25 protein-coding genes are annotated in these 24,983 nt (G+C 71.4%); 12 read left to right on the top strand and 13 right to left on the bottom strand.

Going from position 1 to position 24,983, the window contains the following annotated elements; all coding sequences use genetic code 11:
• Nucleotides 1-149 precede the first annotated feature (149 nt).
• The 3 genes from ACIBZJ_RS37210 to ACIBZJ_RS37200 all read left to right on the top strand — a co-directional run bounded on the left by ACIBZJ_RS37210 (nucleotide 150) and on the right by ACIBZJ_RS37200 (nucleotide 3,024).
• On the top strand, nucleotides 150-1,070 hold the full coding sequence (locus tag ACIBZJ_RS37210; protein ID WP_395938283.1) for a hypothetical protein: 921 nt from the start codon (nucleotides 150-152) through the stop codon (nucleotides 1,068-1,070).
• The gene (locus tag ACIBZJ_RS37205; protein WP_395938281.1) at nucleotides 1,063-1,881 is read left to right on the top strand and encodes a crotonase/enoyl-CoA hydratase family protein; all 819 of its coding nucleotides are present in this window, start codon (nucleotides 1,063-1,065) and stop codon (nucleotides 1,879-1,881) included. Before ACIBZJ_RS37210 ends, ACIBZJ_RS37205 begins: the two co-directional genes overlap by 8 nt.
• A gap of 198 nt (nucleotides 1,882-2,079) precedes the next feature.
• Nucleotides 2,080-3,024, top strand: a complete 945-nt coding sequence (locus ACIBZJ_RS37200) for an SDR family oxidoreductase (RefSeq protein WP_395938279.1) — start codon at nucleotides 2,080-2,082, stop codon at nucleotides 3,022-3,024.
• A 30-nt stretch (nucleotides 3,025-3,054) separates the two neighbouring features.
• Here ACIBZJ_RS37200 and ACIBZJ_RS37195 read toward each other — a convergent pair whose 3' ends face one another.
• Nucleotides 3,055-6,456 carry an indolepyruvate ferredoxin oxidoreductase family protein gene (locus ACIBZJ_RS37195; RefSeq protein ID WP_395938277.1) on the bottom strand — a complete coding sequence of 1,134 codons (3,402 nt, stop codon included), beginning with the start codon at nucleotides 6,454-6,456 and terminating at the stop codon, nucleotides 3,055-3,057.
• Between the two features lie 133 nt (nucleotides 6,457-6,589).
• Between ACIBZJ_RS37195 and ACIBZJ_RS37190 the strand changes: the two genes are divergently transcribed.
• Nucleotides 6,590-7,033, top strand: a complete 444-nt coding sequence (locus ACIBZJ_RS37190) for an Lrp/AsnC family transcriptional regulator (RefSeq protein ID WP_395938275.1) — start codon at nucleotides 6,590-6,592, stop codon at nucleotides 7,031-7,033.
• 159 nt (nucleotides 7,034-7,192) lie between these two features.
• Here the strand turns inward: ACIBZJ_RS37190 and ACIBZJ_RS37185 are convergent, their stop codons facing one another.
• Nucleotides 7,193-7,672 (bottom strand): MarR family winged helix-turn-helix transcriptional regulator, encoded by a 480-nt coding sequence (locus ACIBZJ_RS37185; RefSeq protein WP_395938273.1) that lies wholly within the window; start codon nucleotides 7,670-7,672, stop codon nucleotides 7,193-7,195.
• An 86-nt stretch (nucleotides 7,673-7,758) separates the two neighbouring features.
• On the opposite strand from ACIBZJ_RS37185, the gene ACIBZJ_RS37180 reads away from it, so the two are divergent.
• Complete coding sequence (locus ACIBZJ_RS37180; protein ID WP_395938271.1) at nucleotides 7,759-8,634, top strand: alpha/beta fold hydrolase; 876 nt, start codon at nucleotides 7,759-7,761, stop codon at nucleotides 8,632-8,634.
• Between the two features lie 4 nt (nucleotides 8,635-8,638).
• A complete protein-coding gene (gene nagA, locus ACIBZJ_RS37175) occupies nucleotides 8,639-9,778 on the top strand; it encodes an N-acetylglucosamine-6-phosphate deacetylase (RefSeq protein ID WP_395938269.1) in 1,140 nt (379 codons plus the stop codon).
• Here nagA and ACIBZJ_RS37170 read toward each other — a convergent pair.
• The gene (locus ACIBZJ_RS37170) at nucleotides 9,765-10,301 is read right to left on the bottom strand and encodes a TetR/AcrR family transcriptional regulator (RefSeq protein WP_395938268.1); all 537 of its coding nucleotides are present in this window, start codon (nucleotides 10,299-10,301) and stop codon (nucleotides 9,765-9,767) included. The two genes, nagA and ACIBZJ_RS37170, sit on opposite strands and share 14 nt — an antisense overlap.
• A 92-nt stretch (nucleotides 10,302-10,393) precedes the next feature.
• Here ACIBZJ_RS37170 and ACIBZJ_RS37165 point away from each other — a divergent pair, with 92 nt between their 5' ends.
• Nucleotides 10,394-11,305, top strand: a complete 912-nt coding sequence (locus ACIBZJ_RS37165) for an NmrA family NAD(P)-binding protein (protein ID WP_395938267.1) — start codon at nucleotides 10,394-10,396, stop codon at nucleotides 11,303-11,305.
• Between the two features lie 25 nt (nucleotides 11,306-11,330).
• Here the strand turns inward: ACIBZJ_RS37165 and ACIBZJ_RS37160 are convergent, their stop codons facing one another.
• The 5 genes from ACIBZJ_RS37160 to ACIBZJ_RS37140 form a co-directional block, all read right to left on the bottom strand.
• Nucleotides 11,331-11,798 carry a VOC family protein gene (locus ACIBZJ_RS37160; RefSeq protein ID WP_395938266.1) on the bottom strand — a complete coding sequence of 156 codons (468 nt, stop codon included), beginning with the start codon at nucleotides 11,796-11,798 and terminating at the stop codon, nucleotides 11,331-11,333.
• Nucleotides 11,799-11,811: 13 nt separating this feature from the next.
• Entirely contained in the window at nucleotides 11,812-13,203 is a 1,392-nt protein-coding gene (locus ACIBZJ_RS37155; protein WP_395938264.1) for an amidohydrolase family protein, read from the bottom strand.
• Between the two features lie 32 nt (nucleotides 13,204-13,235).
• Nucleotides 13,236-14,231, bottom strand: a complete 996-nt coding sequence (locus ACIBZJ_RS37150; RefSeq protein WP_395938263.1) for a methyltransferase domain-containing protein — start codon at nucleotides 14,229-14,231, stop codon at nucleotides 13,236-13,238.
• Nucleotides 14,228-15,247 carry a zinc-binding dehydrogenase gene (locus tag ACIBZJ_RS37145; RefSeq protein ID WP_395938261.1) on the bottom strand — a complete coding sequence of 340 codons (1,020 nt, stop codon included), beginning with the start codon at nucleotides 15,245-15,247 and terminating at the stop codon, nucleotides 14,228-14,230. The genes ACIBZJ_RS37150 and ACIBZJ_RS37145 overlap by 4 nt, the downstream gene beginning before the upstream one ends.
• A 203-nt stretch (nucleotides 15,248-15,450) precedes the next feature.
• Nucleotides 15,451-15,897, bottom strand: a complete 447-nt coding sequence (locus ACIBZJ_RS37140) for a nitroreductase/quinone reductase family protein (RefSeq protein ID WP_395938442.1) — start codon at nucleotides 15,895-15,897, stop codon at nucleotides 15,451-15,453.
• A gap of 137 nt (nucleotides 15,898-16,034) precedes the next feature.
• Here ACIBZJ_RS37140 and ACIBZJ_RS37135 point away from each other — a divergent pair, with 137 nt between their 5' ends.
• Nucleotides 16,035-16,730 carry a TetR/AcrR family transcriptional regulator gene (locus ACIBZJ_RS37135; protein WP_395938259.1) on the top strand — a complete coding sequence of 232 codons (696 nt, stop codon included), beginning with the start codon at nucleotides 16,035-16,037 and terminating at the stop codon, nucleotides 16,728-16,730.
• Here the strand turns inward: ACIBZJ_RS37135 and ACIBZJ_RS37130 are convergent, their stop codons facing one another.
• Genes ACIBZJ_RS37130 through ACIBZJ_RS37115 form a run of 4 tightly spaced genes read right to left on the bottom strand, consistent with a single transcriptional unit; the run spans nucleotide 16,731 to nucleotide 20,718 of the window.
• The gene (locus tag ACIBZJ_RS37130) at nucleotides 16,731-17,681 is read right to left on the bottom strand and encodes an acyl-ACP desaturase (RefSeq protein WP_395938257.1); all 951 of its coding nucleotides are present in this window, start codon (nucleotides 17,679-17,681) and stop codon (nucleotides 16,731-16,733) included.
• A 38-nt stretch (nucleotides 17,682-17,719) separates the two neighbouring features.
• On the bottom strand, nucleotides 17,720-18,763 hold the full coding sequence (locus ACIBZJ_RS37125) for a Glu/Leu/Phe/Val dehydrogenase dimerization domain-containing protein (protein ID WP_395938255.1): 1,044 nt from the start codon (nucleotides 18,761-18,763) through the stop codon (nucleotides 17,720-17,722).
• Between the two features lie 12 nt (nucleotides 18,764-18,775).
• Entirely contained in the window at nucleotides 18,776-19,744 is a 969-nt protein-coding gene (locus ACIBZJ_RS37120) for an alpha-ketoacid dehydrogenase subunit beta (RefSeq protein WP_395938253.1), read from the bottom strand.
• A complete protein-coding gene (locus tag ACIBZJ_RS37115) occupies nucleotides 19,741-20,718 on the bottom strand; it encodes a thiamine pyrophosphate-dependent enzyme (protein ID WP_395938251.1) in 978 nt (325 codons plus the stop codon). Before ACIBZJ_RS37115 ends, ACIBZJ_RS37120 begins: the two co-directional genes overlap by 4 nt.
• A 170-nt stretch (nucleotides 20,719-20,888) precedes the next feature.
• Between ACIBZJ_RS37115 and ACIBZJ_RS37110 the strand changes: the two genes are divergently transcribed.
• Entirely contained in the window at nucleotides 20,889-21,389 is a 501-nt protein-coding gene (locus ACIBZJ_RS37110; RefSeq protein ID WP_395938249.1) for an Lrp/AsnC family transcriptional regulator, read from the top strand.
• Between the two features lie 11 nt (nucleotides 21,390-21,400).
• Here ACIBZJ_RS37110 and ACIBZJ_RS37105 read toward each other — a convergent pair whose 3' ends face one another.
• Nucleotides 21,401-22,033: a DJ-1/PfpI family protein gene (locus ACIBZJ_RS37105; protein ID WP_395938247.1), complete on the bottom strand. Its 633-nt coding sequence runs from the start codon at nucleotides 22,031-22,033 to the stop codon at nucleotides 21,401-21,403.
• Nucleotides 22,034-22,311: 278 nt separating this feature from the next.
• Here ACIBZJ_RS37105 and ACIBZJ_RS37100 point away from each other — a divergent pair, with 278 nt between their 5' ends.
• From ACIBZJ_RS37100 to ACIBZJ_RS37090, 3 genes are read left to right on the top strand one after another with little or no spacing between them, the layout of a single operon-like run.
• Entirely contained in the window at nucleotides 22,312-23,274 is a 963-nt protein-coding gene (locus ACIBZJ_RS37100) for a sugar ABC transporter substrate-binding protein (protein ID WP_395938245.1), read from the top strand.
• The gene (locus ACIBZJ_RS37095; RefSeq protein ID WP_395938243.1) at nucleotides 23,274-23,987 is read left to right on the top strand and encodes an ATP-binding cassette domain-containing protein; all 714 of its coding nucleotides are present in this window, start codon (nucleotides 23,274-23,276) and stop codon (nucleotides 23,985-23,987) included. The genes ACIBZJ_RS37100 and ACIBZJ_RS37095 overlap by 1 nt, the downstream gene beginning before the upstream one ends.
• A complete protein-coding gene (locus ACIBZJ_RS37090; protein WP_395938241.1) occupies nucleotides 23,984-24,982 on the top strand; it encodes an ABC transporter permease in 999 nt (332 codons plus the stop codon). The genes ACIBZJ_RS37095 and ACIBZJ_RS37090 overlap by 4 nt, the downstream gene beginning before the upstream one ends.
• Nucleotide 24,983: the final 1 nt, after the last annotated feature.

Here is a 24,983-nt window from a genome sequence, read left to right as displayed (position 1 = left end):
GGCGTAGCGGTCGGGCCATCGTTTCGCGGTGCGCCAGGCGACCCGGAGGTACTCCGCGGCCCGCGCGACCGGGCGCTATCGACCTTCGTCGACGGAGGATCGTCCTCCGGCCGCGGCCGGGCGGCAGGGCCGGGTGGTGCGCTGGAGCCATGGCGCGTTCTCGTCTCCGGCCGGTACTCACGATCCTGGTGCTGGCCCCGGTCCTCGGTGAGTGCCTGTCGACCGCGACGGCGCCGCTCGAACTCCTCGTCTGGGGACCGCTCGTGCTGATCCCGCTCTACGGGTGCGGCGCGCTGCTCTGCCGAGAGCTGGCGCGCCGGTTCCGGCTGGGGACGCTCGGGCTGGCGCTGCTGGCCGCCGCGTACGCGGTGTACGAGGAAGCGCTGGTCGACGACTACTGGTTCGACCCCGGGTACGCGGCAAGGGTCGGGGTCGGCGACTACGGCCGGGTGTGGGGCACGAGCCTGGTGCTCGCCACGCACCTCACGGCCTTCCACGTCGTCGTGAGCATCGGGGCGTCGATCGTGCTGGTCGAGCGTCTGTTCCCCGCCTTCCGGCACGAACCCTGGCTGCGGCTGCGGTGGCTGGTGCTGCCCGCGCCGGCGTTCGCGTCGGTACCGCTTGTGACCTGGGAGACGTACGAGCGTGGCCCGCTCGGCCCGGTGGTCGCGTCGGCCGGGTTGTTCGTGGTGCTGATCGCGGCGGCCTTCCTGGTTCCCCGGGGCCGGACGACGGCTCACGCGAAGGGCCGATACCGGCCGCGGCCTGCGGCCCTCGTGGCGTTCGCCTGCACCGCCGTCCACTTCGTACTGGTCTACACGGTGGCGTCGAGTGGGCTCGCGTGGCCGCTCGGGCTCGCGCTCACGCTGGTGCCGATCGTCGCCGGAGTACGGCTCGTGCCCCGCGGCGCGGCACTGCCGGGCCTGACCGGCGTCCTCGCGTTCTTCGTCCTGCTCGCCGGAGGCGCCGGCCTCGGCGGACGGTACGACTTCACGGTCGTCGCGCTGGCGCTCGCGGTCCTGCTCCGGCGTCTGAATCGTCGGGAACGCTTATGGTGTGCGGATGGCTGATGCGGGTGGTACTCGGGTCACGGTCGACGTCGCCGAGGGGATCGCCGACGTGCGGCTGGCCCGGCCGGAGAAGCGCAACGCGCTCGACCCGGCGATGTTCGAAGCGCTGGTGCGCGCGGGCGAACGGCTGCGCACCGAACCCGGGCTCCGCGCGGTCGTGCTGTCGGGCACGGGCCGGGACTTCTGCGCCGGGCTCGACCTCGGCGCGATGCAGGCGCTCGGCAGCGGTGACCGGCTCACCAGCGGGGTGGATCTGCCGCCGGGTGACGGGCCGGCGAAGGCGCTCGGGCAGCGCGCCGCGTACGTCTGGACGCAGGTCCCGGTACCGGTGATCGCCGCGGTCCACGGGAACGCGCTCGGCGGTGGTCTGCAAGTCGCACTCGGGGCAGACATCCGAATCGTGGCGCCGGACGCCGTGCTCTGCGTGATGGAGGTGCGCTGGGGGCTGGTGCCCGACATGACCGGTACCCAGGTGCTGCCCCGGCTGGTCGGCCCGGACAAGGCGCGAGAACTCGTGTTCACCGGCCGGAAGGTGCTCGGCACCGAGGCCGCGGCGATCGGTCTGGCCACCCGCACGGCCGACGACCCGCTCGCGGCCGCGTTCGCGCTGGCCCGCGAGATCGCCGGCCGCAGCCCGGACGCGATCCGGGCGTCCAAACGGCTTCTCGACCTGGCCGACACCGTCGACCTGGAGGCGGGCCTGGCCGCCGAGCAGAAGGAGATCGCCGCGCTGATCGGCACGCCCAACCAGGCCGAAGCGGTCGCCGCCGGCCTCGCGAAGCGGGCGCCGAACTTCACCGACGCCGGCTGAGCGCGTCGGCCCTCACACGCGGGTGAAACGCCAGTTGCCGCCACGACCGCCGGTCCGTCGTGCCGAGAATCCGCGACACCCGCCGCAGGCACGCATCCGGGTTCCCGCCAGCCGGGGATCGACAGGCCGTGGATAGCTCCGCGACGGACGTGCAGCCTGAATGTCGTCCACCGAATTCGATTGAAGCCGAGGATGACCATGGCGCGCACCTTCACCGTTCCTGACCTCTCCGGAAAACTCGCGGTCGTGACCGGAGCCAGCGACGGCGTCGGGTTGCACCTGGCCACCCGCCTCGCCGCCGCCGGGGCCGAGGTGATCATGCCGGTCCGGAACCGTCGGAAGGGTGACGCGGCGATCGCGACGATCACGGCGCGGAACCCCGGCGCGACGGTGTCGCTGCGCGAACTCGACCTGTCGTCGTTGAGCTCGGTCGCCGCGCTCGGAGCCACGCTGCGCGGCGAGAACCGGCCGATCCACCTCCTGATCAACAACGCGGGCGTGATGACGCCGCCGGAGCGGCAGACCACCGCCGACGGCTTCGAACTCCAGTTCGGCAGCAACCACCTGGGGCACTTCGCGCTCGTCGGTCACCTGCTGCCGCTGCTGCGCGACGGGAGGGCCCGGGTGACGTCGCAGCTCAGCGTCGCCGCGAACGGGCGCGCGATCAATTGGGACGACCTGAACTGGGAGAAGTCGTACAAAGGCGGGGACGCGTACAGCCAGTCCAAGATCGCGTTCGGGCTGTTCGGGCTCGAGCTCGACCGCCGCAGCCGGGCCGCCGGTTGGGGAATCACCAGCAACATCGCGCACCCCGGCGTGGCGCCGACGAATCTGCTGGCCGCGCGCCCGGAGGTCGGGCGGGGAAAGGACACGGCCGCGGTGCGTGTCATCCGGGCGCTGTCCCGCGTCGGCCTGCTGGGCACGCCGGAGTCGGCCGCGCTGCCCGCGCTGATGGCCGCGACCTCCCCGGACGCGCGCGGAGGACGGTTCTACGGCCCGGGCGGGCTCGGGCATCTGTCGGGTGCGCCCGCCGAGCAGGACGTCTACTCGCGGCTGCGCAGCGAGGACGAGGCACGCCGGATCTGGCAGATCTCCGAGGAGCTCACCGGCACCTCGTTCCCGGCCGCGCTGCCGACGACCTGAGCACGGTCGTGGCAGCGGCCGGCCGTGACGTCAGACCGCGGCCGCCGGCCGCCGGTCGCCGTCCGCGATCTCCGCCAGCGCGGCCCGGAGTTGCTCCCGGAACTGTTCCACCCGGGCCAGCTTGATGTCCTCGTACCCGCGCACCACCTCGGCGAGTTCCGCGACGGCGACGACCTGGTCGGTGGTGCCGGCCGCGAGCGCCTCCCGGACCGCGGCCCGGTATTCGGCGATCAACGCGCGTTCGACCCGCCGGACCTCGGCGTAGCCGAAGACGTCCCACGGGGTCCCGCGCAGGTGCCGGGCCCGGCGCAGGATCCGGAACGCCGGGGACGCGGTCCGGCGCAGCCGGATCTTGCGTTTCATCCCCAGCGCGCGCAGCACCGGCGGGTGCAGCAGCACCGACACGGCCGCGCCGGCGCCGAACTCGGCCTCGCGCCGGGCCCGCTCGGCCGGGTCGAGGTGCAGCCGGGCGACCTCGTACTCGTCCTTGTAGGCCATGAACCGGTGCAGGCCCCGGGCGTAGGCGACGCCGATCCGCTCACCGGCCTCGGCGCCGGACCGCTCGCCGGCCAGCGCGGCGATCCGCTCGACCTCGTCGCGGTAGCGGGCGGCGTAGGCCGCGTCCTGGTAGCCGGTGAGGTCGGCGACGCGGGTGGCGAGCACCTCGTCGAACGAGACCCCCGCCGCCGGGGCCGCCCGGAACACGGCCTCCACGGCACTCCGGTCGACGACGACGGCCCGCCCCCACCGGAACGCCGCCAGGGTCCGGTCCACCGCGGCGCCGTTGAGCCGGATCGCCTGCTCGATCGCGCCGGCCGACAGCGGTAGGCACCCGTGCTGGTAGACGGCGCCGAGCAGCAGCATGTTCACCGGCATGTGGTCGCCGAACAGCGCCTCGGCCAGTCCCTGCGCGTCGACGTGGATGGTCGCGTCGGACCGGGTGACCGACGCGATGCGCTCCAGCGCGTCGTCCGGGCTGTCCGGGAGCACGACGCGGCCGGTGACCATCGCCGCGGTGGGGACGATCGCGCTGTTGAGCACCGCGATCGTGTGGCCGGCCCTGGCCGTGTCGAGCGTGGACTGCGCGGCCGCGCCCAGGAGGTCGAAGCCGACCAGCACGTCCACCGCTCCGCGGGAGGCGCGGAGCGCACCGGTCAGCGGCGCCGTCGAGATCCGGACGTCGCTGACGACCGGACCGCCCTTCTGCGCGAGCCCGGTCTGCTCCAGGCCGGCGGTGTGCAGCCCGTCCAGGTGGGCGGCCATCTGCAGGATCTGCGACGCGGTGACCACACCGGTGCCACCGATGCCCGGCATGCGCAGCAGCACGTCGGCGCCGGCGAAGCGCGGGCGGGGTTCCGGCAGCGCGACCGGCACCGGGGGAACCGTGCGAGGCGTCGGCTTCCCCGGCTCGACCAGCAGGAATGACGGGCAGTCACCGGTCAGACAGGTGAAGTCGGAGTTGCAGGAGGCCTGGTGGATGCGGGTCTTGCGGCCGAACTCGGTGCTCACCGGCTGCACCGACAGACACGTGGACTTCTCCCCGCAGTCTCCGCAGCCCTCGCAGACCCGCTCGTTGATGACGACCTTCTCGGCCGGCGTCGGGAGCTGCCCGCGTTTGCGCAGCCGACGTTCCTCGGCGGCGCAGCGGTCGTCGTGGAGGAGGACGGTGACGCCGTCGACGGCGGCGAGCTGCTGTTCGACGTCCGCGAACTGGTCTCGGTGGCGGACGGAGGCGATCGGGTCCAGCCGGACGGTGCGGTAGGCGCCGGGGTCGTCGGTGGTGACGACGACCTTCCGGACGCCTTCGTCGGCCAGCCACCGGGTCAGCGTCGGGATGTCGAGGCGGCCTTCGGCCCGCTGACCGCCGGTCATCGCGACCGCGTCGTTGTAGAGCAGTTTGTAGGTCATGCGGACGCCTGCCGCGACGGCCGCGCGGATCGCCAGCGAGCCGGAGTGGTGGAACGTGCCGTCGCCGAGGTTCTGCACGAAGTGGCGGTCGTCGGTGAACGGGGCGAGCCCGATCCACTGGGCGCCCTCACCGCCCATCTGGGTGATGCCGACCGGGGTGCCGCGGCCGTGCTGGTCGAGCGCGACCATCGCGTGACAGCCGATGCCGACGCCGACCAGCGTGTCGTCGGCGGTGCGGGTCGAGGTGTTGTGCGGGCAGCCCGAGCAGAAGTACGGAGCCCGGGCGGAGATCGTCGGCAGCGCAATGCGGGGCCGGGGCGTCGCCGCGGCCTTCTCCGGGAAGTGCTCGGCGCCGATGCGGGCGACCAGCGCGGTCGCGACGTCGTCCGCGCTGAGCGTGCCGCGCGCGGTGAGCAGCGGGCGGCCGGTTTCGTCGTACCGGCCGACCACGATCGGTGCGTCCGGCCGCCGGTAGAGGGCTTCCTTCAGATGCCCCTCGAGGAACGGGACCTTGTCCTCGACGACGAGGACCTCGTCCAGACCGGCGGTGAGCTCGGCGAGCAGTTCGCGGTCGGCGGGGTAGGGCATGGCCAGCTTGATCAGGCGCAGCCCGAGCCGCTCCTGGGCCGCTTCGTCGAGGCCGAGGTCGTCCAGCGCGCGCTGCAGCACGGCGTAGCCGGTGCCGGACGCGAGGACGCCGAGCGTCGCCCGCCGGGCGCTGAACACGATCCGGTTGAGGCCCGCGACGCGGGCGTACTCGCGGGCGAGGTTGAGACGGCGGGTCAGCATGTCGTGCTCGGCGTCGAGCGACGCCGGTCCGACGAGGATCGGCGGAGCCGGCCGGGGCGTGCGTCCCGGCGCGGGCACACCCGCCGTCGTTCCGGTGACGTCGAGCGTGGTCGACGCGTCGGCCACGTCGGCCACGATCTTCAGACCCACCCACAGGCCGGACGCCCTCGACAGCGCGACCGCGTGCAGTCCGTACTCGATGAGCTCGGCCACCGTCCCCGGGGCCAGGAACGGCATCGAGAGGTTCTCGCACATCGGCTCGCACGAGCTCGGCACCGTGGAGGACTTGCTGCCGGGGTCGTCGCCGATCAGCGCCACCGCGCCGCCGAGCGCGGCGGTTCCGGCGACGTTGCTGTGCCGGATCGCGTCGGCCGCGCGGTCCAGGCCGGGGTTCTTGCCGTACCAGAATCCGACGACCCCGTCGTGGCGCGCACCGGGGACCTGACCGAGCAGCTGCGTGCCGCCCACCGCGGTAGCGGCGAGTTCCTCGTTGAGGCCGGGCCGGAACACGACACCCGCGGGATCGAGGAACCGCCGGGCCCGGACCATCTCCATGTCCAGGCCGCCGAGGGGCGAGCCCTGGTATCCGCTCACGAAGATCCGGGTGTTCAGGCCCCGGGCCTCGTCGAGCTTCCGCTGCTCGAGCACGAGCCGGACGAGGGCCTGGATGCCGGAGATCAGGACCCGGCCGTTCTCAGCGGTGTACTTGTCGTCCAGGGAAACCGAGGCGCTCATGGGCTTCTCCTCCTGCGGGGCTTGGCCTCAGCTGACCTGGGACGGCACCAGCGCCGCAAGCACCTTGCGAGAAGCGCGGGGAATCACGCAAAAACCGCACGCAGCGAGCACGGATGGCGTGAAACTCTTGCGTATGACCGTGGATGACATCGACCACGAACTGCTGCGTCTGCTGGCCGCGGACGGCCGGCGGACGTTCTCCGAGATGGCGGGCGAGGTCGGCCTGTCGGTCGCGGCCGTGAAGCGCCGGGTCGACCGCCTGCGGGAGCGCGGGATCATCACCGGGTTCGCCGTGAAGATCGATCACGCGAAGCTGGGGTGGAACGTCGAGGCCTTCACCGAGTTGCGCTACGCCGGTGCCACGCCGGTGAGTCAGATCATCGGGTCGGCGTCCGCCGTGCCGGAGGTCGAGGCCGTCTACACGATCGCGGGCGACCCGGACGCGCTGATCCACCTGCGGGTCCGCGACATCGGCCACCTGCAGCAGGTGATCGATCGGCTGCGCCGTACCGGCTCGGTGGTCGGGACGAAGACGCTCATGGTCATGGGTTCCTGGACCCGCGACGAACCGCGCTAGGTCCCACGCTAGTGCCGCGGAGTACTTACGGGTCGCCTGGCGCACCGCGAAACGATGGCCGCCATCAGAGCCCAGCCACCCATCACCCGATTGACCAACCTCCCTGCACAGCACACGGGTCTTCGCCTGTCCCGGGCTCCACCAGGACGAGCCGGGCGATCATTCGTCCGAAGGGAGGTGTTGGAGCAGCCAGCCGGGAGAATCGATCCGGCCGGGGCCGTCGCCGACCAGGTGCCGGAGTGCGTCCTCCACGGCCGCCAGTGTGCGCTCCCCCACCTGCCGCTCCCACTCCACCCGCAGCTCGTCGAAGATCGCTTCGCCCTCGCGGCGCATCGCGAGGCCGCGCTCGGTGACGTGCAGCCGCATCCGGCGTCCGTCCGCCGGATCGGGCTCGCGGTTCACGAACCCGCGCTCCTCCAGCACGGTGATCATCTTGGCCGCGGACTGCTTGGTCACCGACATCCGCCTTCCGAGTTCGGACGCGTTGTCGGCTCCGCCGAGGATCGCGGTCAGCGCGAAGTCGTGCACCGGGCGCACGTCCTCGTAGCCCCGGGCCGCGAGTTCGACGGTCGCCCGGTCAGCCAGGTGACGAAATCCGCCGAGCAGCAGCAGCGCGAGGTCGGCGCCGGATCGTGACATGCCGGGCAGCCTAACCGAGCTGTTGACATCGACAACTTGGCTGTCTAATATTTTCGACAGTCAGGTTGTCGAATTCGGGAGTAACCATGAACGTCAGCCACCATCTCGCCGACGTCAACGGCGCCGAGCTGCACTACGTCTCGGCCGGCGACACCGGCTCCCCGATCCTGCTCGTGCACGGCTGGCCCGAGACGTGGTGGGCGTTCCGCGAGCTCATCCCGCTGCTCGCCGAGACCCACCGGGTCTACGCCGTCGACCTCCGCGGCTTCGGCGACTCCAGCCACGCCGACGGCGACTACGACCCGGCCACCTCGGCCGAGGACCTGCACCACCTGGTCCAGCACCTGGGCGCCGGCCCGGTCCACCTGTCCGTCCAGGACATCAGCGGTGGCGTCGGCTTCCACCTCGCCGCCACGCACGCCGCCGACGTACTCAGCCTGATCGCGGTCGAGACGACCCTTCCCGGGTACGGCCTCGAGAACCTCGCCGACGTCAACCACGGCGGCTCCTGGCACGTCGGTTTCCTCGGCACCCCGGGCATTCCGGAGCTCCTGTTACCCGGCCACGAGCGCGACCTGCTGGCCGGCTGGGCCTACCCAATGATGAGCGCCACGAAAGACGCCGTCACCGACGCCGACCTCGACGAATTCCTCCGCACATACGCGCGCCCCGACGGCTGGCGCGGCACCGCGGGCCTCTACCAGGCGATCTTCGCCGACCACGGCGCCACCAGGGAACTGGCCGAATCGAGCCCGCTCACCGTACCGGTGCTCACCGTCGGGGGCCCCAGCGCATCGCTCACCGAAAACACGTTCCGCCAGGTGAGCGCGGGCGAGGTCACCTCGGTCCACCTCGACGGAGTAGGCCACCTGGTGGCCCAGGAAGCCCCCGGACCACTGGCCGACGCGATCCTGACGTTCGCCGCCCGCGTCGACAACGGCCACCTGGCTGAGCAACGATGAGCTCGTGCCCCCCGACGTGATCGCGTACACCGGTGGCCGCATCGTCACTCCCTCCGCGGTCCTCGACCCGGGCTGGCTCACCGTCGACGGTTCCCGGATCGTCGCGATCGGCCGCGGCACTCCTCCACCCCATCGGCAGACCGTCGACCTCGACGGCGGATGGCTGCTACCCGGCTTCGTCGACCTGCACATGCACGGCGGGGGCGGGGCTCAGATCACCACCGACGATCCGGACGAGATCCGCCGCGCGGTCGCCTTCCACCGCGCCCACGGAACCACGACGACCCTGGCCAGCCTGGTGACCGACCGGCTCGACCGGATGCTCGCCGCCGTCGGCGTCATCGCCGATCTGATCGACGCCGGTGAGCCCGGCATCGCCGGTATCCACCTGGAGGGTCCGTTCCTCAACCCGGCCAAACGCGGATCCCACCACGGCGAATACCTGCTCGCCCCCGACCTGGCCGCGTTCCACCGGCTGCGCGACGCCGGCCGCGGACACGTCCGGGTCATCACGCTCGCCCCGGAGCTGCCCGGCGGCATGGAGCTGCTGGCCGAGGTAGTGGCGAACGACGTCATCGCCGCCGTCGGCCACACCGAGGCCAACTACGTCCAGGCCCGGGACGCCTTCGCCGGCGGCGCTCGCCTGGCCACGCACTTGTTCAGCGCGATGCGCCAGTTCCATCACCGCGATCCCGGACCGGCCGGCGCGGCCCTTGCCAACCCCGGCGTCACCTGCGAGGTCATCAACGACGGCGTCCACGTCCACGACGACGCCGTGCGGCTCGCGGTCGCGGCGGCCGGGCCCGGGCGCATCGCGTTCATCACCGACGCCACCCCCGCCGCCGGCATGAGCAGCGGCCGGTACCACCTCGGCCCGGTGCCGGTGATCGCCGACCACGGCACCGTTCGTCTCACCGACGGCACGCTGGCCGGCAGCACGCTCACGATGGACGCCGCCCTGCGCCACGCCGTCCGGGTCACCGGCCTGTCCATCGTGGACGCTGCCGTCTCGGCCGCGACCACCCCGGCGGCCGTGCTGCGCCTCACTCACCGCACCGGCAGCCTCTCCCCCGGCCTGGCCGCCGACCTGGTCCGGCTGGACGAGGATCTCCAGGTCCGCGACGTGAGGCTCAGCTCGGGCTGACCCCGTCGATCGTCAGCCGGAGGAGCCGCTCGGCCTCGGCGGCCGCGGACGGATGGCGCTCGGTCGCCAGCGCGATCCCGGTGACCAGGGTCAGCAGGTCGGTGATCGTCACCCCGGGCGCCAGCGCGTTCGCGGCGCGGCGCACCAGCGGCGCACCGGCCGCGGTCAGCCGTCCGGTCGCGCAGTGCTCGTGCGGGTCGACGGCGTCGCGGTTGAGGGCCTCCGCCAGCCCGCGGTTCGTCGCCGCGAACGTCAGGACGGCCCGGAGCCACTCCAGCAGCGCCGCCCGGGCGTCCGGGTGCCCGCCCAACGCCTCGGCCTGTTCCGCCAGCGCGTCGACCTGGTTGCGGAACACCGCCGAGAGCAGGGCCTGCCGGTTCGGGAAGTGCCGCCGCACGGTCCCGGAGCCGACCCCCGCCGTCCGCGCGATCTGCTCCAGCGACGCGTCGGCGCCCTGCTCCGCCACCGCCCGCGCGGCCACCTCCAGGAGCACCGCGTAGTTGCGCTGGGCGTCGGCACGCATGACACCTCCGGTTGCTAAGTGGCGGGCCCCGCCGTATCTTAGCGAACACAGAAGCGGCGGGCCCCGCCGTTTATTGCCCGAAGGAGATAACGATGACCGTCCTCGTCGTCGGCGCCACCGGCCAGCAGGGCGGCGCGTCCGCCCGCGCTCTGCTGGCCGCGGGCGTCCCCGTCCGCGCCTTGGTGCGCGACCCGGCGTCCCCCGCAGCGCAGGCGGTGGCCGGCGCGGGCGCTGACCTCGTCGTCGGCGACCTGCGCGACCGCGAGTCGCTCCGGGCCGCCGTCGAGAGCGTGACCTCGGTCTTCTCGATCCAGATGCCCGAGGTCAAGAACGGCGCGTTCGACTTCGACGGCGAGGTGCGGCTGGCGGCCAACCTGATCGACGCGGCGCGCGCCGCGAACGTGGAGCAGTTCGTGCACACCTCGGTCTCCGGCTCCGGCCGGCTGAAGACCGCGCCCGGTTACGCGGAGGGCCGCTGGGCTCCGATGGAGCCGTACTACGCTGCCAAGCAGGGCATCGAGAACCGCGTGCGCGAGGCCGGTTTTCCGTTCTGGACGCTGGTCAAGCCCGGCTTCTTCATGGAGAACTTCCTGCTCTCGGCCGCGTACCTGCTGCCCCGCGGCGCCGAGGGCGGACTCGTGACCGTGCTCCGGCCCACCACGAGCCTGTCGCTGGTCGCGGTCGACGACATCGGTGCCACGGTCGCCGCCGCCGTGGCGCAGCCGGAACGCTTCCACCGGGTCGAGCTCGAACTGGCGAGCGACTACCTGCCGATGACCGCGATCGCCGAGGTCCTGTCCCGCGCCCTCGGAACTCCGATCACCGCACCAGACCTGACCGGGCCGGAGGCGCTCGCCGCAGGCATGCCGGCTTACGCGTCCCTCCCGATGGAGCTGATGAACGTCGCCGGACAGCCCGCGCGACCGGAATTCGCCACGGAACTCGGCATCGGGCTCACGACGTTCGACGAGTGGGCGCAGAAGAACATGGCCCGGCGCCCCTGATCGCAGGAGGCCGGGCCGGACGTACTCAGCCCCAGAGCTCGGTGATCGTCGAGAACACCTTCTGGTTGTGCGAGAACTCCACCGTGTTGCCGTCGGGGTCCTTCACCGCGCAGATGTAGCCGATGTGCGCCGCCATGTCCCGCGGCTCCCACTCCAGCGCGCCGACCGCGCGGGCCTTCTCGGCGACCGCGTCGACGTCCTCGCGGTTCGGCAGCTCGATGCCGAGGTGCGCGAACGGCGCGAGCGTCGTCGCCTTCTGCCCCGGCTCGATGCCGAAGTTCTTGCCGATCTCCGGCTTGAACTCGGCCAGCACCAGCACGAACGGCGAGTCGACCTGGTTCGCGTTCGACAGCCACACGCCCCGGCCGTTGTCGTCGACGTTGCGCGTGACGATCACCAGCGGGGTCACCGTCGTGTAGAACTCGATCGACGCGTCGAGGTCGGTGACGGGCAGTGCGACGTGCGTCCAGCGGGGTTCGGTCAGTTGAGCCATGATCGTTGTCCTCTCAGATGGTGGGCCACTTGGCCCGGTCGGGGAGCCCGGAGCGGCGACGGATCCCGTCGCCGGCGCGCTGCGCGCGCTCCAGCAGGTCGAACTCGTCGAGCGTGGTGCAGCGGTAGTTCTCGACGACGCGACGCCCGCCGACGATCACGGTGTGGACGCCACGCCCGTCGGCGGACCACACCAGCTGGTTGGCGACGTTGTGCAGCGGACGCCACTCCGGACGGTCGGTGTCGTGCAGCACCAGGTCGGCCTGCTTGCCGACCTCGATCGAGCCGAGCCGGTCGGACTCCTGCAGCCCACGGGCGCCGTTGCGGGTGGCCATCGCGAACGCGGTCTCGGCCGGGAACATCGTGGCGTCCCGGCGCGCGTCCTTGAACAGGCCCGCGACCAGGTACGTCGCCCGCATCAGGTCGTGGTAGTTCGACGCGTTGTTGCCGTCGGTGCCGATCGCCACGTTGACACCGGCGGCGGCCATCTCCGGGAACTTGCCGATCTGCGTCACGCCGTACGAGACCTTCAGCGCGGTCGTCGGGCAGTGCGAGACGCTCGTGCCGGTACTGGCCAGCAGCGCGATCTCCTCGTCGTCCACGTGGACGGCGTGGGTGAGGATCACGTTCTCGCCCAGCACCCCGATCTCGTCGAGGTGCACCATCGGGCGCTGGCCGAACTTCGCCAGGAAGCCCTCGGGGTCCATCGCGGCCGGCGACATGTGGAAGCTCAGCCCGGTGCCGTGCCGCACCGAGAGCTCCTTCGCGGCCTTCCAGAGCTCGTCGCTGCAGCAGGTGTGCCCGATGATGATCGGCCAGGCCTGGATCCGCCCGTCGTAGCTCGACGCGTGCCGGTTCATCGAGTCTTCGAGCGTCGCGATCGCGGTGTCGGTGTCCATCTTCAGGACGTCGTAGTCCTGCACCAGGTCCCAGGCCCACGGCCCGACCCGGGCCCGGATGCCGATCTCGCCCAGGGCCTCCACCACCGGGTCGATGAAGCGGACCGTGCCCGCCTCGAGGAACGTCGTGGTGCCCGACTTGAGCATCTCGAGCGCGGCGAGCTGGGCCGAGATGTGCTCGTCCTCCTCGCTGTAGAACGTGTGGATCGGCGTCAGCCACTCGAACACGTTCTCGATGAACGGCGTGTCGTCCGGGACGAACCCGCGGGTCAGCGGTTCGCCGGTCGCGTGCACGTGGGTGTTGATCAGGCCGGGCGTCACGACGAAACGGCGTCCGTCGATCACGTCGTCGGCGTGCCACGCCGCCCGCACGTCGGCCGTCTTCCCGACGGCGGCGATCAGACCGTCCTTGATCGCTACCGCCGCGTCGGTGATCACGTGCCGCTCGTCGTTCATGCTGACGACGGTCGTGCCGACGATCAGCGTGTCGGCATGTGTCGTGGTCATTGGGTCGGCATTGGTCATTGGGTCGGCATTGGTCATTGGGAACCTCCCGAGAGCGTGATGAGGTGCACGCGCTGGCGTGGCACGGGTTCCACCACCGCGACGGTGCGGGCCCCGCGGGCGGCGCACCAGTCGGCCAGCGCGGTTTCGGTGAGCCCGCGGCCGAGCGTCGAGGCCCGCATGGTCAGCGCCAAGGTGACGTCGTGGACGGCGTCGGCACAGGCCTGGGTAAGGGCACCGTCCGCCGGACGGAAGTAGTCGGCGACGACGAGGACGCCGCCCTCGGCGAGCAGGTCGAGCGCACGACCGAAGAGGGCCTCGGCCCGATCGGCGGGTTCGGCGCGCAGGACGTGCGCCAGGATCACGACGCCTGCCCGCCGGGGCGGAATCGTGACCTCGAGGTAGTCACCGGCGATGAACGCGACCGTGCCCCCGGCCAGCCGGTTCAGCGCACCCGGCAGCACGTGGGCCAGATCGACGCCGATACCGCCCGCGCCGTCGGCGGTCAGCGCCTCGAGCCAGGCACCGGAGCCGCAACCGAGGTCGACGACCAGGCGGGAGCCGTCCCAGAGGCCGCGGGTGCGGAGCTCGGCCGCCACCCCGCGCGCGACCGCGCCCTGGGTCGCGGCGGTCGCCGCGACGAGCTCGGGGTAGAGCGCGTCGAGCGCGTCGCGGATCTCCACGGACGGCCGACCGGCGCGAAGTGTGTCGGCCAGCGCCGCCCAGCCCGCCTTCGGACCGGGCGAGTGCCGGACCAGCCCGGTCATCGTGGCCGGCGATTCCGAGGTGAGGAACCGCTCGGAGACCGGGGTGGCGCTCCACCGCTCGCCGTCGGTCTCCAGCAGACCCTTCGCCGCCAGCAGCTGCGCGAGCAGCGTGACGTCGGCCGGGTCGGCGACGCCGGTCGCTCCGGCGAGCTCGGCACTGGTCGCCGGCAGGTGCTCGAAGAGCCCGAGCTCGACCGCGGTGTGCAGCGCCCAGTAGGCCGCGTAGCCGTTGATCAGATCCCAGACGGGCGCGGGACTGGTCATGGCCGCAGCACCACCTTGCCGGTGGCCTGCCGGAGCTCCAGGCGCTCCTGCGCCGCCCGGGCGTCGGTCAGCGCGAACTCGCTGTCGATCGGCGTCCGGAAGCCGCCGCTCCAGTAGGCGTCGAGCACCGGCGCGAATTCGGCGCGGTCGTACGGGTCGGAACCCAGGAGCTGCAGCCCGAAGTGGTAGGCGTAGACGAGGTTGGTCTCAGCGACGTCGCCGGTGGTGTTGCCGAAGAAGACGAGCCGGCCGCGCGCGGCCAGGCTGAAGAGGCCGGCGGCCCAGGTCGCCGGACCGACGTGGTCGAGCACCAGGTCGACGCCCCGCCCGTCGGTCACCTCGCGGACCGTGCCGACGATGTCCTGCGCGGACGTGTCGATGACGACGTCGGCGCCGATCGCCCGGACGTAGTCCGCCTTCTCCGGCCGGCTCACGGTCGAGATGACCCGCAGGCCGGCCGCACGGGCGAGCTGGATCGCCGCGGTGCTCACCCCGCTGCCCCCGGCGTGGACGAGGACCGTCTCCCCCGCCGCGGCCCGGCCGGTCACGTGCAACGCGTGGTTGGCCGTCATCCAGATGGTCGGCACCACGGCCGCTTCCACGAGGTCGCGGCCGTCCGGCACCGGGTACAGGTTCGCCACCGGCACCACGACGTACTCGGCGTAGCCGCCCGGGATGGTTCCGCCCAGGACCTTGGCGTTCGGGCAGTGACCGTCGCGGCCGGACCGGCACGTGTCGCAATCGTCGCAGGGCACGGCGGGGTTCACGACCACGCGGGTGCCGGTGGGGATGCCGTCGCCTGCCTCGACCGTGCCGGCGATGTCCATGCCCGCGATGTGCGGGAGCCGGAAGCCCGGGATCAGGGCCGGCCCACGCCGCTGCTGGATGTCGAGGAAGTTCACCGCACAGGCTTCGACCCGCACGAGGGCTTCGTCGGGGCCCGGCTCGGGCACGGGCACGTCGTCGACGACCAGCGCGTCGAGACCGCCGTGAACGTGATGGCGAACCGCTCGCATCAACTACTCCGCTCGCTCGGCTTGTGAGCCGGGCGGGTGCAAGCCGACCGGCTTGCAACGGGGGTCCACCAACGGAGTCTGTTGCCTACTCGCGTTGGCGCTGAGACTAGGACGCGATTCGCGCGAATGTCAAAGGCTATGCGTGACGCCGTCCTGCCATGCGCGATGCGGACATCGGCCGGCCGGACCCTGGCGTTCGCTGATCAGGAGAGGCGGAAGACCGGGAAGCCGGGCGCGATCGCGTCGAGTTCGGCGTCGGTCGAGTCCTTGGTGATCCCCTCGAAGAACTGACCGACCTCCCAGCCCCATTTGCGCAGGTACTCGCGCAGCACCGGGAGCTTCACCTCGTCCGGCAGCTCGGTCGCGGCGAACGCCTCGACCCGCCGGCCGACGCGCAGTTCGCCGTCACCGGCGACGCGCAGGTTGCGGACCCACTGGGTCGTACCGCGCGGCGAGATCAGGTAGCGCTCGCCGTCGAGCGTCAGCAGGTTCACCGCGGTCTCGCGCCACTCGCCGCTCTTGCGGCCCCGCACCCGCAGGACCCGGGAGCCGGCGAGGCTCAGGCCGGCCCCGGTCAGCGTCCGCACCGCGCGGTTGAACACGTGGTGGGTGAACCAGCCGGGCTCGAGGTAACGGGGGGTCTGTTCCATGGTGGCCATCGCCTTCTCCTTCGTTTCGAGAGCACCGCTCTCTGTTGAGATCAACGATCTCCCCTGGAGTCGACAAAGTCAAGAGCGGTGCTCTCGAAAAGTTGCAGCGCTCTCGGACGACCGGCATAGTGAGCGTCATGAGTGCACCCCGAACCGCCCGAGCCCGCGCCCGCGAGGAGTTGACCCGGGAGATCAAGGCAGCCGCGTCCCGGCAGCTCACCGACGTTGGCGCGGCCGCGCTGTCGCTGCGCGCGGTGGCCCGCGAACTGGGGATGGCGTCGTCGGCGGTCTACCGGTACTTCCCCAGCCGCGACGAACTGCTGACCGCCCTCATCGTCGACGCCTACGACGCGGTCGGCGCTGCCGCCGAGCAGGCCGAAGCCTCCGTCGCGCGCGCGGATCACGCCGGCCGCTGGCTCGTCACCGCGACCGCCGTGCGGCGGTGGGCGGTGGCTCGTCCCGAGGAGTACGCGCTGATCTTCGGCAGCCCGGTGCCCGGCTACCGGGCGCCCGGCACGACCGTCGATCCGGCCACCCGGGTCCCGCTGCTGCTCCTGCGCGTCCTCAACGACGCCGCGGACGCCGGGCAGCTGCGCGACGCGCGCGACGCGGACATCCCGGCGCCGGTGCGCGCCGACTTCGAGGCGCTACGCCCGCAAATCGCGCCAGGCCTCAGCGACGAGCAGTACGCCCGCGCGCTGATGGCCTGGACCCAGCTGATCGGCAGCATCAGCTTCGAGCTGTTCGACCACCTGAAGAACGTGATCCACGACTACGAGGCCTACTTCGTGTTCCAGATGACCGGCGTGGGCGCCCGGCTCGGCCTGAACTGACTACGCGCGGGCGGCCCTCGCGGCCTTCGTCGCCGCGATCTTGTCCCGGCGTTCGGTGAACCGCGTCGCCTGGCGGTCGAGCTCGGCCAGGAATTCCACCAGCTCGTCGCGCGCCTTCTCGCCGTCGGCCGACAGCCCGGTGGCCTCCAGCGCCTTCAGGTTGCGCAGCACCGGGATCACCACCTCGTCGTGGTGGATGCGCAGGTCGTAGATGCCCGCCATCGCGATCTGGACCGACTTGCGACCGAAGTTCTCGATGCTGTGCCCGGGCATCTGGAACGTCTTGACGACATCGCACACCGCCCGCATGGCCAGATCGGGGGCCAGCTCGAACGCGGCCCCGAGCAGGTTCCGGTAGAAGATCATGTGCAGGTTCTCGTCCGCGGCCACCCGGCCCAGCAGCTGGTCGCAGATCGGGTCACCGCTGATGCGGCCGGTGTTGCGGTGCGACACCCTCGTCGCCAGTTCCTGGAACGACACGTAGGCGATACCGTGCAGCGCGGTGTCGTCCAGATAGGCGTTCTCGAAGCCGGTGCCCATGTGCACCATCCGGGCCCGCTCGAGGGCGACCGGGTCGACCGCGCGGGTGGTCAGCAGGTAGTCGCGGATCGCGATGCCGTGCCGGCCCTCCTCCGCGGTCCACCGGTGCACCCACGTGCCCCAGGCACCGTCGCGGCCGAACATCGTCGCGATCTCGTGGTGGTAGCTGGGCAGGTTGTCTTCGGTCAGCAGGTTCACGATCAGCGAGGTGCGCGCCACGTCCGAGAGCGTGGACTGCTCGACCGCCCACGCTTCGCCGCCGAGCACGCCGTCGAAGTCGGTGCCCTGGCTCCACGGGACGTACTCGTGCGGGAACCACTCCTTGGCCGTGGACAGATGCCGGTTCAGGTTGGTCTCCACGACCGGTTCCAGTTCGCGAAGTAAGTCAGTCGTCGACAACTGGTCGGCCATGCGGGCCACTCCCCTGAGCTCGGTTACGCTTCCGTAACCTACGCTATCGTAGATTTCGCGTTTTGCCAGTACGGCCGTTGCGAGCGGCGTTCACGCAGGCGTCGCTCGGCGAGCATCGTGGCCACCGTGACCACGTCGGTTCCCCGCCGGGAGGCCTCCTCGAGTATCGCCGTCGTGGTGGTGCCGATCGCGTCGATCTTCGCGTTGATGCCCTCGTCGGTTCCCTTCACTTCGGCCTCGCAGGCGATGACGCCACCGGCGTTGGCGACGAAGTCGGGGACGAACACGATCCCCCTGGCCACGAGCAGGTCGGCGTCGGCGTCGGCAGCCAGGACGTTGTTCGCGCCCGGGATCACCACCCGGGCCTTGAGCCGGTCGATCGCGGCCTCGGTCAGCACACCACCGGCCGCGCACGGGCAGACGACGTCGGCGTCGGTCGACAGGATCTCGTCCACCGGCACGGCCTCGACGCCGTAGGCATCGATCGCGCGGCGCACGCGGGCCGGATCGAGGTCGGTGACGACCACCTCCGTGCCCCGGGCCCGCAGCAGCTCGACCAGATGCGTCCCGACCTTGCCCAGGCCCTGCACGGCCACCCGCCGGCTGCCCACCCCGCTCCAGGCCACGGCCGCGTCCAGCGCGCGCAGCACCCCCCGGGCGGTGAACCGGGACGGATCGCGACGGCTGGACACCCGCGGCACGTACCGGGCCAGCAGGTCCATGTCGGCCGCCCCGGTGCCCATGTCGGCGCCCGGGATGTAACGCCCGCCCAGCGATCCGATGAAACGCCCGTGCGCGGCCAGTAGTTCGTCGCGCGAGGCCGAATCCGCGGGCGCGTTGATGACGCTCTTGCCGCCGCCCAGGTCGAGGCCGGCCACGGCGGACTTGTAGGTCATCGCCTGCGCGAGGTTCATCGCGTCGCGGACGGCGGCCTCCGGATCGTCGTAGCGCCGCATCCGGACGCCGCCGAGCGCCGGGCCGAGCGTGGTGTCGTGGACGGCGATCACGGATTCGAGGCCGGTACCCGGATCGCGGCACACCACCAGCTGCTCGAAGTCCCGGGCCAGAAAGTCGTGCAACATCGCGAGGTCTCCTCAGTAGGCCAGTGACTTGTCGACGGCATCGAGCACACGGTCGACGTCGGGAAGGAACTCCTCCTCGGCCGACGACGGCGGGTACGGCAGGTGATACGAGCCGACCCGGAGTACCGGTGCCTCGAGCGCGTAGAAGCACGACTCGGTGATCGCGGCGGCGATCTCGGCGCCGATCCCCAGGAACGTCGAGGCCTCGTGCACGACGATCACTCGTCCGGTCGCCTCCGCACAGCGGCGGAGCGTCGGCAGGTCGAGCGGTGCCAGCGTCCGCAGGTCGACCACGCCCACCGAACACGACGCCTGGCCGGCCGCCTCCAGGGCGACCCCGACCGACGGCCCGTGCGCGACCAGCGTCACGTCGCTGCCGGTCCGCAGCACGCGGGCGCGATCGAGCGACGCGGGTTGCGCGCCGAGGTCGACCTCACCCTTGTCCCAGTAGCGACGTTTGGGCTCGTAGAAGATCACCGGGTCGTCGCTGCGGATCGCGGCCCGCAGCAGGCGGTAGCCGTCGAGCGGGTGCGAGCACGACACCACTCGCAGCCCGGCGGTGTGCGCGAAGTACGCCTCGTTGGACTCGCTGTGGTGCTCGACCGCGCCGATCCCGCCGCCGACCGGGATGCGGATGACGACCGGCAGCGTGACCGTGCCCCGCGAGCGGGCCCGCATCTTCGCGAGCTGCGACACGATCTGGTCGAACGCCGGATAGACGAAACCGTCGAACTGGATCTCGACCACCGGCCGGTAGCCCTGGAGCGCGAGGCCGATCGCGGTGCCGACCAGGGCCGATTCGGCCAGCGGCGAGTCGAGGACCCGATCGGCCCCGAACTCCTTCTGCAGGCCGTCGGTGACCCGGAAGACGCCTCCGAGCGCACCGACGTCCTCGCCCATCACCAGGACTTTCCGGTCGTCGGCCAGCTCGCGGCGCAGAGCCGCGTTGAGCGCTTTACCGAGCGTCAGCGACGCGGTCACGTCAGGCTCGCCAGCCGGGCCGCGCGCTCCACGGCGAGCGACGGGTGGGGCTCGGCGTAGGTGTAGCCGAAGACCTCGTCGAGATCGCACTCTCCGAGCCCGTGGCACGCGGCCCGGACCTCGGCCCCGAACGCGTCGATCTCGGCGTCCAGATCGGAGAAGAACGCCTCCTCCGAGTGCAGGACCGCGCGGAGCCGGAGCAGCGGATCCCTGGCCGCCCAGGCCTCGACGTCGGCCGGGTCGCGATAGCGGGCCGGGTCGTCGGCGGTGGAGTGACCACCCATCCGGAACGTGACCGCCTCGACGAAGGCCGGGCCCTGGCCGGACCGCACGACCTCGGCCGCCTCCCGGGTGACGGCGTGCACCGCCAGCACGTCGTTGCCGTCGACGACGAAGCTCCGCAGGCCGAAGCCGGCCGCCCGCTGGTGCAGCGGCGCGCCGAACTGCAGTTCGGTCGGTGTGGAGATCGCCCACTGGTTGTTCTGGCAGACGAACAGCACCGGGAGGCTGCGCGCGGCCGCCCAGTTGAAGGCCTCGTTGACGTCACCCTGGCTGGCGGCGCCGTCCCCGAAGTACGTGACGACGATCTGGTTGCCGCCGTCGAGCTTGGTGCCCATCGCGTAGCCGGTGGCGTGCAGGGTCTGTGTGCCGAGGACCAGCGAGTAGAAGTGGAAACAGTAGGTGGCCGGGTCCCAGCCGGCGTGGGTCGAGCCGCGCCACTGCGACAACAGCTCGGCGGGCGTGATGCCCCTGGTGAGGGCGGCGGCGTGCTCGCGATAGGACGGGAAGACCCAGTCGTTCGCGTCGAGCGCGCGCATCGAACCGACCTGGGCGGCCTCCTGTCCCCAGGACTGCAGCCACAGCCCGAGTTGTCCCTGACGCGCGAGGGCCAGCGCCTCCTGGTCGAGGCGGCGAGCTCTGGCCATGTCGCGGTAGAGCGTGCGGGCAAGGTCGACGTCGACTTGCTCTGTCATGGTGCTCCCTGATGCCGGTAGGCGGGACGTCCAGACCGCCGCGGGATCTTCCGCCTTGTCGGTCTGACGTGCAAAGCTTCGTTATGCTCAGCGAAATCGTCAACTAACTTCGGGCCAACTAGGCAGATCGATGCGATGGCCCCGCGTGTCCCGGCGAGGAGGTCGGCACATTGGCAACGATCGACCGGCTCGACGTCGAGTTGCTGTCCCGCCTGATCGCGAACGCCCGGGCCGGGGTGGCCGAGCTCGCGTCCGACCTCGGGGTCAGCCGCACGACCGTGCAGCACCGGCTGCGCCGGCTGGAGGAGGAAGGCATCCTGGTCGGCTTCCAGCCGATCATCGATCTGTCGGTCATCGGTCTGGGGGTCCAGGCGCTGGTGAGCCTGGAGATCGACCAGCGCGAGATGCCGACGATCATCGACGGTCTCCGCGACCTGCCCGAGGTGCTCGAGGTCCGGATCCAGGCCGGACGCGAGGACCTGCTGGTCCACGTCGCGATCGCGTCGCTGGAGGAGCTCCAGCGGCTCACCGCCGCGATCGTCCTGCTCGACGGCGTGCGCAAGACGACGTCGACGTTCACCGTGTCGACGCCGATCCCGCACCGCGTTCTTCCCCTGCTCACCGACGTCACGCGCGACGCCGGATGGGGCCGTTCGACACCGGCCCCCTAGAACCGGCCCCCCTAGAACCGGCCCGACAGCCTCCGGCGTGCGCTCTCGACGACCGCGGCCGGTGCGGTGTCGAGCGAACCCGCGGAGAATGGCGGCTCCGGCGCGTACTCGATGATGAGCTGCACGGTCTGGACGACGTCGTCGCCGGCCAGCAGACCGCCCACGGTCAACGCCATGTCGATGCCCGCCGACACCCCCGCCCCGGTGACGTAGTGACCGTCGATCACGACCCGCTCCTTCGAGGGCGTGACGCCGAACTGCGGGAGGAGATCGAGCGCGAGCCAGTGACTCGTCGCCCGGCGCCCGGCGAGTAACCCGGCGCCGGCCAGGATCAGCGACCCCGTGCACGCGGACGCCGTCCAGGTGGTCGTCCGGTCCACAGTGCGCAGCCACTCGTGCAGCGGGCCGTCGTCCATCTGCTGGGCCTGGCCCGGGCCACCGCCCACGAGGACCACGTCCGGCGACGGCACGTCCGCGAGCGTCGCGACGACGTTGACGCTCAGGCTCTTCAGATCGTTGCCGACCAGACCCGGGTTCTCGGCGACGAAAACCACCTCGGTATCGGGGAGCCGGCCCCACACCTCGTACGGGCCGAACACGTCCAGCGCGGTGAAGCCGGGATAGAGAACGATCGCCACCTGCATACGGGCTCCTCTGCTCAATAGGGAGTCGATCGTGACAACGCACGACCCTGACCAGCAAGGACGCACGCCCCACGATTTCGGCCACGATCACCGCAGGGGGATATGGCGGCCCGCGAGGCGTGGTTACAGTCCCGGACCACGGCGGGATCGATCACCGTCGACCCCTCCACGCCGGCCAACGGCACCACCCTCGCCACGGCCCGAACCCGGCCCGAACCCCGGCCCGGTCCGGCCCGAACCACGGCCCGAACCGCGGTTGCCCTCCAGGAGGAACCCCCATGACCGCCAGATCCACCCTGACGGCGCTGACCACGTCCGCGATCGTTCTCGTCGGCCTGACCGCCTGCTCCGACGGCACCGCCTCCACCGGCCCGGTGACGTCCGGGAAGCCGGGCGCCATGACGATCCAGTTCGTCAACCCGCTGCCCAACTACCCGACCTGGAAACTGATCGGCGACTGCATGGAGAAGGAGGCGGTCAAGCGCGGCGCCGAGTTCACCGAGAGCGGCCCGAGCGGCCAGGCCCTCGACGCCAGCGCGATGATCCAGCAGGTCCAGCAGGCCATCGCCAACAAAAAGGGCGCGGTCATCACGATGCCGGTCAGCGACGGGTTCGCGCCGGTGCTCAAGCAGGCCCAGTCCAGCGGGATGGTCACCGGGACGCTCTACGGGACGCCGGGCGACGCCGACATCAACGCCGGTCCGGACTGGTCGGAGATCGGGCAGAAGCTGGTCAGTGCCGTCGCCGCGTTGCCCGGGCAGCACGTACTCGGGCTCGTCGCGGCCGCCGACACCGGGCTCGGCAAGTCCTGGCTGGACGGCGTCAAGGCCGCGGCGGCGACGGCCAGCAACGTCAAGATCGCCGGCGAGGTCTACACCGGCGACGACGCCGCGAAGGCTCTCCCCCAGGTGAACGCGCTGCTCACCGCCCACCCCGACGTCACCGAGATCGTGACGCACATGGGCACGACGACGCCCGGCGCGGTCGCCGCGATCAAGTCGCAGGGACGCAAGGGCAAAACGTTCCTGCTGGCCGGTGGCCACGACAACGGCGGCACCGAGGCGCTGCAGGAGGGCACCGCGAACCTGGTGCTGCTGCAGAACGTCTGCTCGCTGGGCACCGAGCTCGTCGACGGGGTCATGGACGTCCACGAGAAGAAGCCCGCGCCCACCGTGCCGGTCCGCATCCAGGTCGTCGGCAAGGACCAGATGCAGGCCCTGCTCGACCAGGGCTGGGTGTAGTGGCCACCCCGGTACTGCAGCTCCGCAACGTCCGGAAGTACTTCGGGTCGGTCTCGGCCCTCGAGGACGTCGGGCTGGCGGCCTACCCCGGTGAGGTGCACGCGGTGGTCGGCGACAACGGCGCCGGCAAGTCCACGATGATCAAGATCATCACCGGCATCCACCGGGCCGACGAGGGCGAGGTGCTGGTCGAGGGAGACGCCGAGGGCAACCGGGACATCGCGGTCGTCTACCAGGACCTCGCCCTGGTCGAGTGCCTCGACATCGCCCACAACATGGCCCTGGGCAACCTGCCGCGGAAGTTCGGGATCGTGCTCGACCGCCGCCGGATGGAGCGCGAGGCCGCCAAGGTGCTCGGCGACCTCAAGGTGCGGGTCGGCAACGTGCGGACGCCGGTGGGACTGCTCTCCGGCGGTCAGCGCCAGGTCGTCGCGATCGCCAGGGCGGTCCGGATGGACCGGCCGATCATGCTCCTGGACGAGCCGACCGCCGCGCTCGGCGTCCAGGAGACCGCGCACGTCGGCGACATCATCGAGGAGCTCCGCGCCTCCGGGAAGGCCGTTCTCCTGGTCAGCCACGACCTGGACTTCGTCTTCTCGCACGCCGACCGGGTCACCGTCCTCCGGCTCGGCCGGACCGTCGGGACCCGCCGGATCGCCGACGTCGGACGGGAAGAGGTCATCGGCATGATCACGGGGGCGATCCGCGCATGACGACCACGGCGCTCACGGCGCCCCGGGAAACGCACCGCGAGAGCCTGCTGACCAAGGTCATGGTCCGGCAGGAAACGAGCCTCCTGCTGGTCATCGTCGTCGTCGGCGGCCTGGCCGCGTCCCGCTCCGACCTGTTCCTGAGCAGCGCCAACCTGACCGAGATCCTCCGCAGCACGGTCATCTACTTCGTGATGGCCTGCGGGGCCGCGCTGCTGATCATCGGCGGCGGCCTGGACTTCTCGGCCGGGGCGGTGTTCACGCTCGGGGCACTGGTGACCTGCAAGCTGATGGTGAGCAGCGTGCCCTGGCCGGTCGCGGTGCTGATCGGGATGGCCGCGTGCTGCGCGGTCGGCGTCGTGAACTTCCTGATCATCACGTACCTGCACGTGCCCCCGATCATCGCCACGCTCGGCACGTTCTTCATGCTCACCGGCTTCGACAACCTGGTCACCGGCGGTTTCGACGTGCTGCCGCTGCCGGCCGGTTTCCAGCGGATCGGCCAGGGCAGCATCGCCGGGATACCGAACATCGTGGTCATCGCGGTCGTCGTCGGGCTGGTGTTCTGGTTCCTGCTCGACCGGACCCGGTTCGGGGTCAACGTCCGCGCGCTCGGCGGCAACCGCCAGGCCGCGGTCGGCAACGGGCTGAAGGTGTTCCGGCTCGACCTGGCGCTGTACGTGATCGCCGCGGCCACCGCCGCCCTGGCCGGAATGATCTATTCGGCCCGGGTCGGCGCCGGACAGGTCACCGCGGGCGGTACCTCGACCACGCTCATCGCGATCACCGCGGTGCTCATCGGCGGTGTCAGCCTGATGGGCGGCCTGGGCAGCATCCAGGGCATCGCGGTCGGCGCCGTCCTGCTCTCCCTCATCGACAACGCCCTGGTGCTCTCGCGGATCCCTCCGCAGTACAACAGCATCGTGATCGGGGCGATCCTCGTTTGCGCGGTCGCGGTCGACCACCTCCGCCGGGCCCGTATCTACCGGAAGAGGTAGC

The sequence above is a fragment of the Cryptosporangium sp. NPDC051539 genome, assembly GCF_044454545.1.
Lineage (GTDB): Bacteria > Actinomycetota > Actinomycetes > Mycobacteriales > Cryptosporangiaceae > Cryptosporangium.
This window is presented reverse-complemented; position numbering and strand designations above follow the sequence as displayed.